The sequence below is a fragment of the Pseudaquabacterium terrae genome (assembly GCF_013266755.1).
GTDB classification, from domain to species: Bacteria; Pseudomonadota; Gammaproteobacteria; order Burkholderiales; family Burkholderiaceae_C; genus Pseudaquabacterium; species Pseudaquabacterium terrae.
Map to the genome: position 1 here is coordinate 183,723 of NZ_JABRWJ010000010.1, position 15,912 is coordinate 199,634.

Consider the following 15,912-nt stretch of genomic DNA (forward strand, 5'->3'; position numbering starts at 1 on the left):
GCCCCGCGCCGCCACGACCGGCCATGCGCTGCCTCGCTCGGGCCCTGCGCGCCGCGCTGCTCGCGGCCGTGCTCTGCGCCGGTCCGGCGCGCGCCGCGATCAGCTACGTCGGCGCCAGCAGCGTGGCCAGTTCGAGCGCGACCAATACCCTCACCGTGGCGCGGCCCGCCGGCCTGGCCGCCGGCGACGTGATGCTGGCGCAGGTGACCCAGCGCTACGGCAACTACCCGCTGGCCCAGAACATGCCCGGCGTTCCGGCCGGCTGGAGCGTGGTGATCGGCACCGACGACGGCAACCTGGTCGGTACCGTGGTGTACCGCAAGCTCGCCGGCGCCGCGGAGCCGGCGAGCTACACGTGGACGCTGTCGCGCAGTGACCAGACGGCGATCGCAATCGTCGCGTTCCGCGGCGTCGACGGCGGCAACCCGGTCAACGCCAGCGCGGCGCGCAGCAACGGCGCTGCGACGGCTTATGCCACGCCGTCGGTCACGACGACCAGCGCCCAAACGATGCTGGTGGCCTTCTACAGCGCGGTCAACGGCAACGGCAGCGTCGCGGCGGCCACCGGCATGACGGGCGCGTTCAGCATCGGCACCGGCGCAGGCCCGAACGGCGCGGTGATCGGCGCCTCGTATGCCCTGCAGCCGGCCGCCGGTGCCAGCGGCAGCAAGGTGTCCACCGGCAACCCTTCGCTGGTCAATCTGGGCCTGCTGGTGGCCTTCGATCCCGGCACGGTGACCGGCCCCGACCACTACGAGCTGGCGCTGCCGGCCAGCAGCATCAACTGCCTGCCGAGCACCGTGACGGTGACGGCGTGCGCCGACAACAGCAGCCCCTGCACCAGTGCCTACGCCGGCGCCGCCGGCAGCAGCGCCACGCTGGCCACCAGCGGCGCCACGCTGGGCGCGACGACGGTCACGTTCAATGCCGCGGGCGTGGCCAGCACCACGCTGAGCTACCCCGGCGCGCCCGACCCCGGCGTGGTGGCGGTGACGCTCTCGGGCGAGCAGCTGCCGGCCGTGGCCGCGCGCCGGTGCTGCCCCAACGGCGCCAGCTGCACGACTGCCAACAGCTGCTCCACCACCTTCAACAGCGCCGGCTTCATCATCGCCGCAGCGGCCGGCGGCGCGGCGGCGACGATCCCGGTCCAGACCGCCGGCACCGCGTCGGCCGGCCATGTGCTGCGTGCGGTGCGCAGCAGCACCACCACGGCGGCGTGCAGCGCAGCGCTGACCGGCGCCATCACGGTCAACTGGGCCTATCGCTGCAGCAACCCGGCCCTGTGCAGCGGTGCCAACCTGATGGTGCTCAACGGTGGCAGCGCCACCCCGATCCAGCGCAACGACAGCGGCGCCCCGATCGCCAGCACGGCGGTGCCGATGAGCTTCGATGGCGCGGGCAATGCGCCGTTCAGCTTCACCTTCGCCGATGTGGGCCAGGTGGGGCTATGGGTGAGCAAGCTGGTCAACGGCGCGACGCTGTCGGGTTCCAGTAACACCTTCGTGACGCGGCCGGCGGGCTTCGTGGTCGACAGCATCACGCAGACGGCCAGCCCGTTCCTGGCCAACCCGGCGGCGGCCGACGCCGGCGGCCCGCGTTTCGTGCGCGCCGGCGAGCGCTTCGGCGCCCGCATCTCGGCGGTCGCCTCGACCGGCGCCGTCACGCCCAACTACGGCCGCGAGTCCACCCCCGAGGGCGTGCTGCTGGCGCGCGCGCTGGTGGCGCCGGCCGGCGGCGCCGCGGGCACGCTGTCGAACGCGCTGGTGGCCGGCGCGTCGTTCAGCAACGGCGTGGCCGCGCCGAGCGCGCTGGCCTGGGACGAGGTCGGCATCATCACGCTGAGCGCCGCCGTGGCCGACGGCGACTACCTCGGCGCCGGCAACGTCGCCGGGCCGGCCAGTGCCCGCATCGGGCGTTTCGTGCCCGACCGTTTCTCGATCGCCCCGGGCAGCGTGCAGCCGGCCTGCAGCAATGCCTTCAGCTACTTCGGGCAGGACGGCTTCGGTACCGATTTCACGCTGCGGGCCGAAAACGCGGGCGGCGTGATAACGCTCAATTACAGCGGCAGCTTTGCGCGGCTGGACTTGACGAGCTGGAGCCCGTTCGCCTTCTCGGCCGCCGGCCTGCCGGCCGGCGCGCTGCTCGGTGCCGGCGCCACGGCGCCCAGCGGCAGCTGGAGCCTGGGCCAGGCGGCCGTGTCGGCGCGCCACCAGGTCGGGCGGCCGCCGGCACCCAGCGTCGAAGCCGCGATCACGATCAGCGCCGCGCCGGTCGACAGCGACGGCGTGACGATGGCCGCCGCGCCGGTGGCCCCGGCCACGCCGCTGCGCTTCGGCCGGCTGCGGCTGTCCAATGCCTTCGGCTCGGAGACATCGAGCCTGTCGCTGCCGGTGCAGGCGCAGTACTGGAGCGGCCGCTCGTGGCTGCCCAACGGCGCCGACAGCTGCACCGTGGTGCCCGCCGCCGCCGTGGCGCGCAGCGGCACGCTCGACGGCAAGGGCGCGCCCAGCACCGCCTGGAGCACGACGCCCGGAGCCGTCAGCATCGTCGCCGGCAACGGCACGCTGCTGCTGTCGGCGCCGAGCCCGCCGATGACCGGCAGCGTGGACATCGCGTTGAACCTCGGTGCGGGCACGGTCGACCAGTCGTGCCTGGCGCTGCATCCGGCCAGCACCGGCGCCGGCCTGCCCTGGCTGCGCGGGCAGCAGGGCAGTTGCGCCCCGACCTGGGACCGCGATCCCGCCGCACGCGCCAGCTACGGCATCCACGCCCCCGAAACCCGCCGGACGCTGCATGCGCGCGAGCTCTTCTGAACGCGGCTTCACGCTGCCCGAGCTGGTGGCCGTGCTGCTGCTGACCGGCATCCTGGCGGCGACCGCGATGCCCCGGCTGCAGGGCTGGCTGAGCGTGCGCGACGACGGCTGGCGCGCGCAGCTGGTGGCCGCCCTGCAGCGCGCGCACCAGAGCGCCGTCGGGCATCGCCGGCTGGTGTGCGCCGACATCGGCGCGGGGGAGGTCACGCTGCGCATCGCCGCCGCCAACCCCGCCACCGCGTGCAGCGCAGTGCTGCAGGGCAGCGACGGCACGGCGCGCAGCGCCGACGCGCGGGGCGGCGCCGCGGCCGTCGTCAGCCCGCCCGGTCCGATCTACTTCCAGCCGTCGGGCCGCGTCAGCAGCGACGGCGCGGGCGCCAGCGTGGTCAACCGCAGCATCACCATCGCCGGCCAGCCGGCGATCATGCTGGTGGGGGAGACCGGCCATGTGGAATAGGCGGCGCCCGCGCGGCATGACGCTGATCGAGCTGGTGCTGTGCATCGTCGTGCTGGCGGTCGGCCTGGCCGGCGTGCTGCTGGCGTTCTCGACCGTCGCGCGCGGTTCGGCCGATCCGGTGCTGGCGCAGCAGATGCTGGCGATCGCCGAGGAGATGCTGGAGGAGATCGCGCTCAAGCCCTACGCCGCGGCGGCCAACGCGGCGCCGGCGGGCTGCGCGCGCACGGCCTTCAACGACGTGCGCGACTACCACGGGTATGCCAGCAGCGGGCAGGTCTGCGACATCGACGGCAACCCGATCGCCGCGCTGGCCGGCTGGTCGGTGCAGGTGCAGGTGCAGAGCGTGCCGCTGGGCGGCGTGGCGGCGGCGCTGCGCATCGACGTCACCGTCACGCGCGGCGCCGGCAGCCTGCGGCTGAGCGGCTGGCGCACCGACTTCGCGTCCTGAGGCCAGCATGCAGCGGCGTCACGGCACACGCGGGGTCACGCTGGTCGAGCTGGTGCTGGTGATCGTGGTCGGCTCGGTGCTGGCCGCCACGCTGCTGGTGTTCTTGCGGCCTGCGCTCGAGGGCTACCTCGCTGCGCGCGCGCGCGCCGACCTGGCCGCCCAGGCCGACACCGCGCTGCGCCGCATGACGCGCGACGTGCGGCACGCCGTGCCGAACTCGATCCGCACGCCGGGCGGTGCCTGCTTCGAGCTGGTGCCCAGCGCCGGCGGCGGCCGCTACCGCGCCGGCCCCGACACGGTCAACGATGCCGCCCCGGCCTGCGCCCCGGCGGCCGACTGCGCGGCCGCGCTGGACCCGGCGACCGCCACCGCCGCGTTCGACGTGCTGAGCGTGCTGCCCAGCCTGCCGGCCCCCGGCGACTGGGTGGTGGTGGGCAACCAGTCGCCGGGCGACGTGTACGTCGGCAGCAACCGCGCCGCGATCACCGCGCTGTCGATCCCGGCCGCGTCCTTCGGCCGCTATCGCCTGGCCATCGTGCCGCAGCAGTTTCCGCTCGGCCAGGCCAGCGGCCGCTTCAGCCTGGTGCCGGACGCGCAGCAGGCGGTGTTCTACGTCTGCAGCGGCGCCGACGGCACGCTGGATGCGCACGGCGACGGCAAGGGCACGCTCTACCGCCTGAAGCGCTACGGCTTCAACGCCGCCTACCCGGCGGCCTGCCCCTCGGCGGCCGGCGCCGATGTGCTGGCCACGCGCGTGCGCGCCTGCAATTTCGTCTACGACCCGAACCGCGGCGCCACGCAGCAGAGCGGCTTCGTGTGGATGGAGATCACGCTGGCGCGCAACGGCGAGACCGCCGCCCTGGCGATGGGCGCCCATGTCGAGAACGCGCCATGAGGCCGGCGCAGCGCGGCTTCGGGGCGATCGTCGCCATCGTCGTTGTCGTGGTGCTGGCGGCATTGGCCGCGGCGCTGGTGCGCCTGGGCGGCGCGGCGCAGACGGGCAGCGCACAGGCGCTGCTGGCCGCACGCGCCGCCCAGGCGGCACGCGCCGGCACCGAGTGGGGCCTGTACCAGGCCTTCAAGGGCGCCTGGGCGGCCTGCAGCGGCGCCAGCCAGACGCTGGACCTGGGCGCCGGCAGCGGTGCCCGCGTCACCGTCAGCTGCGACTCGCGGCTCTTCAACGAAGGCGAGTCGGCGCCCGGTGTCGCGCGCACGGTGCGCATCTACACGATCGATGCGGTGGCCTGCAACGGCAGCGGCAGCTGCCCGGACAACGCTGCCGCCACCGGCGCCCACTATGTCGAGCGGCGCCGCCAGGTCCAGGCCAGCGACTGATCGGGTGATGCCGGCGATGCCGCTTCGCTGCCGGCCGCTTTCGCCGAGCTCGCCGACTGTGCGCGCCGCCACTTCGCCCGCGGAGCCAGCGCCGTCAGGGGCGCCGAACGACGCGCGCGATCGCCGTGGCCAGCTGCTCGCGCGAGTAGGGCTTTGCCAGCAGCTGCCAGGTGTCCAGCGCCTCGCGGTCGGCCTGCAGCAGCTCGGACGAATAGCCGGACATCAACACGATCGCCAGCGCCGGCATGCGCCGCTGCGCCTCGTGCGCGAGCTGCGTGCCGCGCATGCCGGCGCCGAGCGCGATGTCGCTGAGCAGCAGGTCGAAGCCGGCGTCCGCCGACAGCGCGGGCAGGGCCTCCTCGGCGCTGCTGACCTGCGTCACCTCGCAGCCCAGCGACTCGAGGAAATGCCGCACCACCGTGGCGACCTCGGCATCGTCCTCGACCAGCAGCACGCGCAGGCCGGCGGGCACGCTGCCGGCCGCGGCGGCATCGGCGCCGGCGACGGGCGCGGCGCCCTCGGGCTGTGGGATGTACAGCGTCAAGGTGGTGCCAACGCCCAACGTGCTGTCGATCGTGATCACGCCGCGCGACTGGCGCACGAAGCCGTAGACCGTCGACAGCCCGAGCCCGGTGCCGCGGCCCGCTTCCTTGGTCGTGAAGAAGGGCTCGAAGGCGCGTTCGCGCACTTCGTCGGACATGCCGGCGCCGGTGTCGCCGATGGCGATCGCGACATAGGCGCCGTTGCGTGGGCCGGCCGGATCGAGCTCCAGCCGCAGGTCCGCGGGCAGGCCGTCGCGCGGCATCGCACTGAAGTGCAGCGTGCCGCCGTCGGGCATCGCGTCGCGCGCATTGATCGCGATGTTCAGCAGGGCCGATTCGAGCTGCCCGGGGTCGGCCAGCACCGGCGGGCAGCCGGGCGCGACATGCACCTCGATCGTGATGCGCTGGTCGAGCGTGCGGCGCAGCATCGCCGCCAGCGCTGCCAGCATCGCACCGATGTCGACCGCGCTCGGCTGCAGCACCTGGCGGCGCGAGAAGGCCAGCAGCTTGCCGGTCAGCTCGGCGCCGCGACGCGACGCACGCGCCGCGGCGGCAACGAGCTGCTGGCCGAAGGCGTCGCCGGCCAGCGCGGGCAACTCCTCGAGCACCTGCAGGTTGCCCTGGATCACCGTCAGCAGGTTGTTGAAGTCGTGCGCGATGCCGCCGGTGAGCTGGCCCACGCTCTCCAGCCGCTGCGCGTGCTTCAGCGCTTCCTCGGATTCGGCGCGCTGCACGGTGGTGGCGAGCAGGTTCGACAGCGACTGCAGGAAGCGCAGCTCGTCGTCGCCGAAGCGCATCGCCGTGTGGGAGCACACGGTCAGCGCGCCGATCGTGCGGCCGCGGTCGGACAACGGCGCCGCGAGCGCGCTGACCAGGCCATCCGTCAGGTAGGCCGGCGGTACCCGGAAGCGGGTCTCGCTGCGGTAGTCGGTCACCGTGACCGGCTCGCCATGCGCGACCACGTAGCCCGGTGGCGTGTCGGGCCGGTTGGGCACGCGGGCGCCGAGGCCTTCGCCGGGCAGCAGCCCGACGCCGCCGGCGACGCGGAACTCGAGCCGGTCCGGCTCGAGCAGGAAGACCAGCGCCACCTCGGCCTCCAGCGCTTGCGCGGCGGTGGCCGGCAGCTGCTGCAGCAGCACCTGCGGATCGCGCGCGTCCACCGCCAGGCGGCCGAGCTGGGCCAGGTGCTCGCTGTAGCGCGCCCGCTGCAGCGCCTGCTTGACGCGCGGATAGGCGCCGATGTCGCGGATCGCCGCGACCACCAGTGGCAGCCCCTGGCTCTGCAGCGGGCTGAGCGCGATCTCGACCATCACCTCGCTGCCGTCGCGGCGCTTGGCGACCAGCTCCATCTGCGTGCCCATCGGCCGCGACCGCGGGTTGTGGCCATAACTTTCGCGGTACGCGGCATGGCGCGGCCGGATGCCGTCGGGCACCAGCGCGTCGACGTTCAGGCCGACCAGCTCGTCGATCGAGTAGCCCAGCAGCTGAGCGGCCGCCGGGTTGGCCTGCACGATGAGCCCGACGGCGTCGGCGACGATCAGCGCATCGGGATAGGCCGCGAACAGCGTGCGGAAGAGCTGGGTGTCGTCGATGCCGGCCGAGTGCATCACGGGTGCTCAGCCGGCCGCCACCGGCGGCACGAAGAGGTAGCCGGCACCGCGCACCGACTTGATGATCTGCGGATCGTCGGCATTGGCCTCGATCTTCTTGCGCAGCCGGCCGACCTGCACGTCGATCGTGCGGTCGAAGGGCCCGGCCTCGCGGCCGCGCGTCTGCTCGAGCAGGAAGTCGCGCGACAGCACGCGGCCCGGATGTCGCGCGAAGGCGCACAGCAGGTCGAATTCGCCGGTCGTCAGCGCGACCTCCTCGCCCTGCGCACCGGTCAGGCGGCGCGCAGCGGTGTCGAGCGTCCAGCCGGCGAACAGCAGCTTGTCCCGGGCCGGCGCGGTGTCATTCGGCGTGGGGCGCACGGCCGCGGGCGGCTCCGCCGGCGCCAGGCGGCGCAGCACGGCCTTGATGCGCGCCAGCAGCTCGCGCATGTCGAAGGGCTTCGTCACGTAGTCGTCGGCGCCGACCTCGAGGCCGACGACCTTGTCCACCGCGTCGCCGCGGCCGGTGACGATCACCAGCCCGCAGTGCCAGTGCTCGCGCAGCTGCCGCGCGATCGTGAAGCCGTCCTCGCCGGGCAGGCCGAGGTCCAGCAGCACCAGGGCCGGCGGGTCGGTCTGCATCAGCGCCATCAGCGCGGCGCCGCGGTGCACCTGGCTGACCCGGAAACCCTGCATCTGCAGGTAGTTGGCGAGCAGCTGGGTGATGTCGGGCTCGTCGTCGAGCACGGCGACATGGGTGGCTTGAGGGTTCACGCGCGGACGGGGAGAGGCTGAACGGGCAAGCCTAGCAGCTTCCGCCGGCGTCTCGATCGCGCGCGAACGAGGATGCAGCAGCGGGTGGTGCACAGCGGGGCTGAGGGCCACGCCTCGCTCCGCTTGCGCTGGCGGGTCGTGCATTGATCCGGCGCAAGCCGCAGCGACGATGCCGGCCTAGAGTGGCGCGATGCGGAAACGACCTCCGCGACTCGATTGCGCTTCGAACGAAGGATCAAGGAAACCGCCATGACCTACCGCAGCCTGCTCGTCCTGCTCGACAACGATGCGCGTTGCGCTGAACGTACGCGTGTGTCGATCGGATTGGCGCGTGCGCTGGACGCCCACCTGGTCGGACTGGCCGCCACCGGGCGCATCCCGTGGCCGGTCAGCGTCGATGGTGCTGCCATGCTCGACCAGTTCGCCGGCATGGCGTGGGCGGCACTGCATGGGCAGGCCCAGCAGGCAGCGCGGCAGTTTGCCGATGCCTGCGGCGATGCGCGGCTGCACTCGGCGGAAACGGTGGTCGTCGAAGAGGACAAGGCGGTCGCGCTCGTGCGGCACGCGCACTGCAGCGATCTGGTCGTCGTCGGCCAGCCGGACCCCGACAGGGCCGACTGCCTGCTGCAGCGCGACACGGTCGAGAGCGTGGTGCTGCACAGCGCGCGGCCGACGCTGATCGTGCCCTATGCGGGCCAGTTCGGCACGATCGGCCAGCGCGTGATGGTGGCGTGGGACGACAGCCGCGAGGCCGCGCGTGCAGTGGCCGATGCGCTGCCGCTGCTGCGCCGCGCCGAGCAGGTGCAGGTCGTGGCTTGGCAGGAAGGCTCGCTCGAGGGCTCGGCGCCGCTGGCCGAGCGGCTGGGTACGCTGCGGCAATGGCTGGCGTGGCATGGCGTGGCCGCCGAGACGTCGGTCGAGACCAGTGGCATCGCCATCGCGGAGGCGATGCTGTCGCGCGCCGCTGACCTCGACGCCGACATGCTGGTGATGGGTGCTTACGGCCATATGCGCTGGACCGAGCGCATGCTGGGCGGCGCCACCCGCGGACTGCTGGACGCCATGACGGTGCCGGTCCTGATGGCGCATTGACCCCACGAAAGGCTGAACATGTACGAACGAATCCTGGTTCCCGTCGACGGCAGCCCCACTGCGCTGCGCGGCCTGCAAGAAGCCATTGCGCTCGCCGCGCGGCTCGGCTCGTCGATCCACGTGGTGCATGCCGTCGAGGTGACGCTGCCGGCGACCGACATCGTGGCGACGCGGCCGCTCGACGAGCTGATCGAGCCGCTGAAGGCGGCCGGCGAAAAACTCGTTGCCGCTGCGGTGGCCAAGGCGCGCGAGGCCGGCTGCACCGTCGAGGGCAGCGTGCGCTGCGAGCTCGGCCACGGCGTGTCGGACATCGTGCTGCGCGAGGCGGCGGACCGCCAGGCCTCGCTGATCGTCATGGGCACGCACGGCCGGCGCGGCATGCTGCGGCTGGCGCTCGGCAGCGATGCCGAGATGGTGCTGCGGGGCAGTCCGGTGCCGGTGCTGCTGGTGCGCAACCCGGGCGTTCCGGCCGACCGCTGAACGCTCCGTGGCTGCCACGCCGGACGGTGCCTTGCTGTTCCGCGCCCGCGGCCTCGCCAAGACCTACCGCAGCGGCGAGGTCGAGGTGCGTGCGCTGCACGACGTGAACCTCGACGTCGCGCGCGGCGAGTTCATCGTGCTGCTCGGGCCCTCGGGCAGTGGCAAGTCGACGCTGCTCAACATCCTCGGCGGGCTGGACGTGCCGAGCACGGGCACGCTCGAGTTCGCGGGCCGCCGCCTCGATGGCGCCGGCGAAGCGGCCCTGACGGCCTATCGCCGCGAGCACGTGGGCTTCGTGTTCCAGTTCTACAACCTGATCCCCAGCCTCACCGTGCGCGAGAACGTCGCGCTGGTCACCGACATCGCGCGCAACCCGATGCCGGTGGATGACGCGGTGGCGCAGGTGGGGCTCACCGAGCGGCGCGACCACTTCCCGGCGCAGCTGTCCGGCGGCGAGCAGCAGCGCGTCGCGATCGCGCGCGCCATCGCCAAGCGGCCCGAAGTGCTGCTGTGCGACGAGCCGACCGGTGCGCTCGACTACCAGACCGGCAAGCTGGTGCTCGAGGCCATCGCCCGCGTCAACCGCGAGCAGGGCACGACGGCGATCGTCATCACGCACAACGCCGCGATCGCCGGCATGGCCGATCGCGTGATCCGCCTGGGCGACGGGTGCATCCAGCGCATCGACACGCCGGCGCGCAAGCTGGCCCCGGCAGAGCTCGCGTGGTGAAACGCGGGGCGACATGAAGGCACTCGATCGCAAGCTCTGGCGCGACCTGCGGCTGCTGTGGAGCCAGGCGCTGACGATCGCGCTGGTGGTTGCCGCCGGCATCGCCGGCTTCGTCACCAGCCTGTCGGCGGTCGACTCGCTCGCCGCGGCGCGCGACGACTACTATGCGGCCGGCCGCTTCGCCGACGTCTTCGCCGCACTGAAGCGCGCGCCCGGCGCGCTGGAGGACGCCCTGCGCGAGCTGCCCGGCGTGGCCGACGTGCAGACCGGCCTCGACGCGATGGTCCGCGTGACGATCCCCGGCGTGCCGGATCCGGTGATCGGGCAGCTGATCGGGCTGGACCTGCGGCAGGCCCAGCGGCTCAACGTCGTCGCGGTGGCCTCGGGCCGGCCGCTGCAGGCCGACGACGACAGCGCGGGGGCCCAGCGCATCCCCGTGCTGGTGTCGCGCGGCTTCGCGTTGGCGCGCGGCCTGAAGCCCGGCGACGAGCTGCAGGCCCAGATCAACGGGCGGCTGCGCACCTTGCGCATCAGCGGCATCGCGCTGTCGCCCGAGTTCGTCTTCGCCGGCTTGTGGGGCATGCCCGACATGCGCGGCTACGGCGTGTTCTGGCTCGACCGGCGCGTGCTCGCGGCGGCCTACGACATGCAGGGCGCATTCAACAAGGTGGCCGTCCGGCTGGCCCCGGCTGCGGACGCTCAGGCCGCCATCGATGCGCTCGCGCATCGCCTCGCACCGTATGGCGGGCGCGACGTGCAGGGGCGCGCGCAACAGCCGTCGCACCAGATGCTGGACAACGAGATCAAGCAGCAGCGCGTGATCGGCACCGTGCTGCCGGCGATCTTCCTCGGCGTGGCGGCCTTCCTGCTGCACGTGGTGATCTCGCGGCTGGTCGGCACGCAGCGCGAGCAGATCGCCGCGCTGAAGGCGCTGGGTTATGCGGATCTCGCGATCGGTGCGCACTACCTGAAGCTCGTGCTGCTGATCGTCGCCGTGGGCCTCGGGCTCGGGCTGCTGCTGGGCAGCCGGCTGGGCGCGATGTTCACCGGGCTGTATGCCGAGCTGTTCCAGTTCCCGCGCTTCGAGCACCGCCTCGCGCCGTGGCTGGTGGCTACCAGCGCCGCGGTGGCGTTGATGACCGCGGTGCTCGGCACGCTGCATGCGGTGCTCGCCACCGTGCGCTTGCCGCCGGCCGAGGCGATGCGCCCGCCCGCGCCGGGGCGCTATCGCCGCACGCTGCTGGAACAGCTCGGCATCCGGCGCATGGCGCCGGCGCTGCGCATGATCGTGCGCAACATGGAGCGCCGGCCGCTGCGCACGGCGATGGGCATCGGCGGCATCGCCGCGGCGGTGGCGATCACGATCATGGGCAACTTCTTCCGCGATGCGATCGACACGATCGTGCACACGCAATTCGAGCTCGGGCTGCGTGGCGATGTCACGGTGTGGACGGCCGAGCCGGTCGACGACGCGGCGCGGCTCGAGCTGATGCGGCTGCCCGGCGTGCGCGCCGTCGAATCGACGCGCTTCGTGCCGGTCACGCTGATCCACCGCCATCGCCGCGAGCGCAGCATGATCCGCGCCTACGCGGCGCGGCCCGATCTCTATCGCGTGATCGACGTGGCCGGGCAGGCGACGCTGCTGGACGGCGGCGCCCTGGTGCTGACCGACCGCCTCGCCGACAAGCTGGGGCTGCGCGTGGGCGACGCCGTGCAGGCCGACGTGCTGGTCGGCGCGCCGCGCACGCTGGCCCTGACCGTCGGCGGCACGGTGCGCGAGATGATGGGCCTGAACGCCTACATGGAGCGCGGCGCGCTGAACCGCGCGCTCGGCGAGGGCGACGTCGCCACCGGCTGGGTGCTGGGCCTGGAGCCCGGCAAGGAAGGCGCGCTGCTGGAGGCGACCCAGGCCCTGCCGCGCTCGGCCGGCGCCTTCAGCAAGGCCACGATGCTGCGCAACATGCAGGAGATCAGCGCGCGCAACGTGCGCATCATGAGCACGATGCTGACGGCGTTTGCCGCGGTGATCTCGGTCGGCGTGGTCTACAACAACGCGCGCATCGCGCTGGCCGAGCGTGGCTGGGAGCTGGCCTCGCTGCGCGTGCTCGGCTTCTCGCGCGCCGAGGTGTCGGCACTGCTGCTGGGCGAGCTGGCGCTCGCCATCCTGATCGCGCTGCCGCTCGGCATGGCGGCCGGCTGGGCACTGGTCAACGGCGTCAACGAGCTGCTGCGCTCGGACCAGTTCATGTTCCCGGCCACGATCCGCGCGCGCACCTACGCCTGGGCCGCGTTGTGCGTGCTGGCCGCCGGCATCGCCAGCGCGCTGGTCGTGCGCCGGCGCATCGACCGCCTCGACCTGGTGGCGGTGCTGAAGACGAGGGAATGACGATGAAGAAGTCGACGCTCGCCGGCTTGGCCGGTGCCGTGGTGGCCGCGGGCCTGCTGCTGGCCTGGGCGTTCGCGCCGCGGCCGCTGGTGGTCGAGACCGCCGTGGCGACGCAGGGCCGTTTCGAGATGGCGATCGAGGAGGACGCGCGAACGCGCCTGCGCGAGCGCTACCTGGTGTCGGCGCCGCTGGCCGGGCGCCTGCAGCGCATCGCGCTGCGCGAGGGCGACCGGGTCGAGGCGGGTGCGGTGATCGCGACGATCGAGCCGGTGCTGTCGCCGCTGGTCGACGAGCGCACGCTGCGCGAGCAGCGCTCCCAGCTGGAGATCACGCTCGCGACGGTGCAGCGCGCCGGCGCACGCGTCGAACGCGCCCGCGTCGCGCGGCAGCAGGCGGCGAACGAGGCGCTGCGCAGCGAGCAGCTGGCGCAGCAGGGATTCGTTGCACCGACGCGGCTCGAGTCGGATCGGCTCTCGCTCGTTGCCGCGCAGAAGGAGCTCGAAGCGGCCGAGAGCGACCGCCGCGTCGCGGCGCATGGCGTCGACCAGGCGCGCGCCGCGCTGGCCGCCGTGCAGCAGCCCGCGGCGGGGCGTGCCTTCGCGCTGCGCTCGCCGATTGCCGGCACCGTGCTGCGCGTGCTGCAGGGCAGCGAGGCCAGCCTGGCGCTCGGCACCCCGCTGATCGAGCTGGGTGACCTGCGCGAGCTCGAGGTGGTGGCCGAGCTGCTGACCGGCGACGCGCTGAAGGCCGTGCCCGGCAGCCGCGTGTCGATCGAGCGCTGGGGCGGGCCGGCGGCACTGCAGGGGCGGGTGCGGCGCGTCGAACCGGCGGCCTTCACGAAGGTCTCGGCGCTCGGTGTCGAGGAGCAGCGGGTGAAGGTGCTGATCGAGCTGGTCGCGCTCGACGGCGCGCCGCCGCAGTGGCGGGCGCTGGGTGACGGCTTCCGCGTCGGCGTGCGCATCGTGACCCTGAGCGAGGAGGGCGCCGTGAAGGTGCCGGTGAGCGCGGTCTTTCCGGTGGCCGACGATGGCGGCGCCGGCATGGCGGTGTTCGTCGTGCGCGACGAACGCGCGCAGCTGCAGCGCGTCGACGTCGGCGGCCGCAACGGCAGCGAAGCCTGGCTGCGCAGCGGCGTGGCCGCGGGCGCGCGGGTGGTCGTCTACCCTCCGGCGGCCTTGCAGTCGGGTGCGCGCGTGCAGGTGCACGACGCCGGTGGCCGCACGTGACCGGCGCCGCGAGCTGGCACTTCCGTAACCCGCAGCGCGCCTTGCGTTTGCGCAAGCCGGCACCGTCCGTCCTTGGCGCGTTAGCGTGCGACGCATGCAGATCCAATTCCTCGGCGCCGCTGGCACGGTCACCGGCTCGAAGACCCTGGTCGAACACGACGGCCGCCGCGTGCTGGTCGATTGCGGCTTGTTCCAGGGCGTCAAGCAGCTGCGGCTGCGCAACTGGAACGCGCTGCCGCTGCCGGCCGAAGACATCGACGCCGTGCTGCTGACCCATGCGCACCTCGATCACAGCGGCTTCCTGCCGCGCCTGATGAACCTGGGCTTCCAGGGCCGCATCCACGCCACGCGCGCGACGATCGACCTGTGCCGCCTGCTGCTGGCCGATGCCGGACATCTGTTCGAGGAAGAGGCCGCCTACGCGAATCGCCACGGCTTCTCGCGCCACCGCCCGGCGTTGCCGCTGTTCAAGAAGGAGGATGCGCAGCGCGTGCTGCGGCAGTTCGTGCCGCAGGACTTCAACGCCAGCTTCGAGCCGATCGCCGGCCTGCGCGCGCGTTTGCAGCCGGCCGGCCACATCCTCGGCGCGGCCAGCGTGCGCCTCGAGGCGCAGGGCCGTTCGGTGCTGTTCTCGGGCGACCTCGGCCGCGACGACGACCTGGTGATGGAGCCGCCGGCGCCGCCATCGGCCAGCGACGTGGTGATCATCGAATCGACCTATGGCGACCGGCTGCACGAGGCCGTCGATCCGCTGGACCAGCTCGCCGACGTGATCGCGCGCACCGCGGCGCGCGGCGGCATCGTGGTGATCCCGGCCTTCGCGGTCGGCCGCGCGCAGGCGCTGCTGCATGCGCTGCAGCTGCTGAAGACCGCGCAGCGCATCCCCGACCTGCCGATCTACCTGAACAGCCCGATGGCCGCCGGCGCGACGCGGCTGTACACCGCCTGGCACGAGCTGCACCGCCTGGACGAGGCCGACTGCGCGCGCATCGCCGCCGGCACGAGGATCGTCGAGACGGTCGAGGACTCGAAGCGGCTGAACATGCTGAAGTGGCCGTCGGTCATCGTCTCGGCCAGCGGCATGCTGACCGGCGGCCGCGTGCTGCACCACCTGGTCGCCTTCGCCGGCGATCCGCGCAACAGCATCGTGCTGCCGGGCTTCCAGGCGCCGGGCACGCGCGGCGCGGCGCTGCTGGCCGGCGCCACCTCGCTGAAGGTGCACGGCCAGTACCTGACGGTGCGCGCCGAGGTCGCACCGATGGCAGCGATGTCGGCGCATGCCGACCGCGATGGCCTGCTGCGCTGGCTCGGCAGGCTGCCGTCGCCGCCGCGCGAGGTGCTGGTGACGCACGGCGAGCCGGCCGCCGCCGATGCGCTGCGCCTGGCGATCGAGGAGCGCTTCGGCTGGCCGGCGCGCGTGCCGGAGCAGGGCGAGCGCGTCGAGGTCCGCTGATGCGACGTCTCAGGCCGCTTGAAAGGCCGCAATGGCGATCGCGGCCATGGGCCTGGGCGCCGGGCGAGAACACCACCGACCGTTTCCATGGCGTGCGCGTCGCCTATGCGGCGGGCGCCACCTACGCCGGCGTCGCATACGAGTGGAACAAGGCCCGCGTTGGAGGCGAGGACACCAACAAGTCGCTGAGCGTCACCGCCAACCACAACTTCGGCGCGGTGAAGGTACATCAGCCAGGAGCGTGTGCTGCAGGCTGGGCTGCGCATGGCCTTCTGATCACGCCATCGAAGGTCGCGCTGCCGTCGCAGCAGACCCGGTGCCTGCATCGACCCGGTGGTGCAGGTCCTGCGAATGCAGGTCGGGTCTTGGCGTCCTTTCGTCCGCACTGCCTGCGGCATCGCAAACCACGACAGGAGGTGTCATGCTGGCCAACATCGTTGTCGCCCTCGTTGCGGCTGTTTGCGCGACCGCCCATGTCCGCGCAGAAGTCGTGGTCGCCGGCAGACCGTCGGCACGGGCATTCCGCATTTCACGGGCGGGGAGGCCGTGTCGCTGGCTCGCAAGGTTCATCCAACGCTGCTGCGCAC

At 73.0% G+C, this 15,912-nt stretch carries 13 protein-coding genes; 11 read left to right on the forward strand and 2 right to left on the reverse strand.

Translation table 11 applies throughout. The features are described from left to right. Nucleotides 1-23: 23 nt before the first annotated feature. The 5 genes from HLB44_RS29400 to HLB44_RS29420 are packed head-to-tail and all read left to right on the forward strand — an operon-like array spanning nt 24 to nt 5,053. On the forward strand, nt 24-2,813 hold the full coding sequence (locus tag HLB44_RS29400; protein ID WP_173131647.1) for a DUF6701 domain-containing protein: 2,790 nt from the start codon (nt 24-26) through the stop codon (nt 2,811-2,813). Further along, complete coding sequence (locus tag HLB44_RS38000; RefSeq protein ID WP_173131650.1) at nt 2,794-3,270, forward strand: pilus assembly FimT family protein; 477 nt, start codon at nt 2,794-2,796, stop codon at nt 3,268-3,270. The genes HLB44_RS29400 and HLB44_RS38000 overlap by 20 nt, the downstream gene beginning before the upstream one ends. Further along, on the forward strand, nt 3,260-3,718 hold the full coding sequence (locus HLB44_RS29410) for a type IV pilus modification PilV family protein (RefSeq protein WP_173131653.1): 459 nt from the start codon (nt 3,260-3,262) through the stop codon (nt 3,716-3,718). The genes HLB44_RS38000 and HLB44_RS29410 overlap by 11 nt, the downstream gene beginning before the upstream one ends. Nucleotides 3,719-3,725: 7 nt before the next feature. Further along, on the forward strand, nt 3,726-4,613 hold the full coding sequence (locus tag HLB44_RS29415; protein WP_173131656.1) for a prepilin-type N-terminal cleavage/methylation domain-containing protein: 888 nt from the start codon (nt 3,726-3,728) through the stop codon (nt 4,611-4,613). After that, nucleotides 4,610-5,053: an MSHA biogenesis protein MshP gene (locus tag HLB44_RS29420; RefSeq protein ID WP_173131659.1), complete on the forward strand. Its 444-nt coding sequence runs from the start codon at nt 4,610-4,612 to the stop codon at nt 5,051-5,053. Before HLB44_RS29415 ends, HLB44_RS29420 begins: the two co-directional genes overlap by 4 nt. A gap of 94 nt (nt 5,054-5,147) precedes the next feature. Here the strand turns inward: HLB44_RS29420 and HLB44_RS29425 are convergent, their stop codons facing one another. Beyond that, entirely contained in the window at nt 5,148-7,202 is a 2,055-nt protein-coding gene (locus HLB44_RS29425) for a PAS domain S-box protein (RefSeq protein WP_173131662.1), read from the reverse strand. A gap of 9 nt (nt 7,203-7,211) precedes the next feature. After that, a complete protein-coding gene (locus HLB44_RS29430) occupies nt 7,212-7,958 on the reverse strand; it encodes a response regulator (protein WP_343051622.1) in 747 nt (248 codons plus the stop codon). A 249-nt stretch (nt 7,959-8,207) separates the two neighbouring features. Here HLB44_RS29430 and HLB44_RS29435 point away from each other — a divergent pair, with 249 nt between their 5' ends. The 6 genes from HLB44_RS29435 to HLB44_RS29460 all read left to right on the forward strand — a co-directional run bounded on the left by HLB44_RS29435 (nt 8,208) and on the right by HLB44_RS29460 (nt 15,325). Continuing rightward, complete coding sequence (locus HLB44_RS29435; protein WP_173131668.1) at nt 8,208-9,050, forward strand: universal stress protein; 843 nt, start codon at nt 8,208-8,210, stop codon at nt 9,048-9,050. An 18-nt stretch (nt 9,051-9,068) separates the two neighbouring features. After that, the gene (locus HLB44_RS29440) at nt 9,069-9,530 is read left to right on the forward strand and encodes a universal stress protein (protein WP_173131670.1); all 462 of its coding nucleotides are present in this window, start codon (nt 9,069-9,071) and stop codon (nt 9,528-9,530) included. Between the two features lie 7 nt (nt 9,531-9,537). Continuing rightward, nucleotides 9,538-10,260 carry an ABC transporter ATP-binding protein gene (locus HLB44_RS29445; protein WP_343051623.1) on the forward strand — a complete coding sequence of 241 codons (723 nt, stop codon included), beginning with the start codon at nt 9,538-9,540 and terminating at the stop codon, nt 10,258-10,260. Nucleotides 10,261-10,273: 13 nt separating this feature from the next. Then, nucleotides 10,274-12,646, forward strand: a complete 2,373-nt coding sequence (locus tag HLB44_RS29450) for an ABC transporter permease (protein ID WP_173131676.1) — start codon at nt 10,274-10,276, stop codon at nt 12,644-12,646. A gap of 2 nt (nt 12,647-12,648) precedes the next feature. Beyond that, complete coding sequence (locus HLB44_RS29455) at nt 12,649-13,872, forward strand: efflux RND transporter periplasmic adaptor subunit (RefSeq protein ID WP_246312533.1); 1,224 nt, start codon at nt 12,649-12,651, stop codon at nt 13,870-13,872. Nucleotides 13,873-13,966: 94 nt separating this feature from the next. Then, nucleotides 13,967-15,325, forward strand: coding sequence for an MBL fold metallo-hydrolase (locus HLB44_RS29460; protein WP_173131682.1), 1,359 nt, complete (start codon nt 13,967-13,969; stop codon nt 15,323-15,325). Nucleotides 15,326-15,912 lie beyond the last annotated feature (587 nt).

Coding starts and splice junctions, on each gene's coding strand:
- HLB44_RS29400 (WP_173131647.1), top strand. CDS start 24: ATGCGCTGCCTCGCTCGGGCCCTGCGCGCCGCGCTGCTCGCGGCCGTG.
- HLB44_RS38000 (WP_173131650.1), top strand. CDS start 2,794: ATGCGCGCGAGCTCTTCTGAACGCGGCTTCACGCTGCCCGAGCTGGTG.
- HLB44_RS29410 (WP_173131653.1), top strand. CDS start 3,260: ATGTGGAATAGGCGGCGCCCGCGCGGCATGACGCTGATCGAGCTGGTG.
- HLB44_RS29415 (WP_173131656.1), top strand. CDS start 3,726: ATGCAGCGGCGTCACGGCACACGCGGGGTCACGCTGGTCGAGCTGGTG.
- HLB44_RS29420 (WP_173131659.1), top strand. CDS start 4,610: ATGAGGCCGGCGCAGCGCGGCTTCGGGGCGATCGTCGCCATCGTCGTT.
- HLB44_RS29425 (WP_173131662.1), bottom strand. CDS start 7,202: ATGCACTCGGCCGGCATCGACGACACCCAGCTCTTCCGCACGCTGTTC.
- HLB44_RS29435 (WP_173131668.1), top strand. CDS start 8,208: ATGACCTACCGCAGCCTGCTCGTCCTGCTCGACAACGATGCGCGTTGC.
- HLB44_RS29440 (WP_173131670.1), top strand. CDS start 9,069: ATGTACGAACGAATCCTGGTTCCCGTCGACGGCAGCCCCACTGCGCTG.
- HLB44_RS29450 (WP_173131676.1), top strand. CDS start 10,274: ATGAAGGCACTCGATCGCAAGCTCTGGCGCGACCTGCGGCTGCTGTGG.
- HLB44_RS29455 (WP_246312533.1), top strand. CDS start 12,649: ATGAAGAAGTCGACGCTCGCCGGCTTGGCCGGTGCCGTGGTGGCCGCG.
- HLB44_RS29460 (WP_173131682.1), top strand. CDS start 13,967: ATGCAGATCCAATTCCTCGGCGCCGCTGGCACGGTCACCGGCTCGAAG.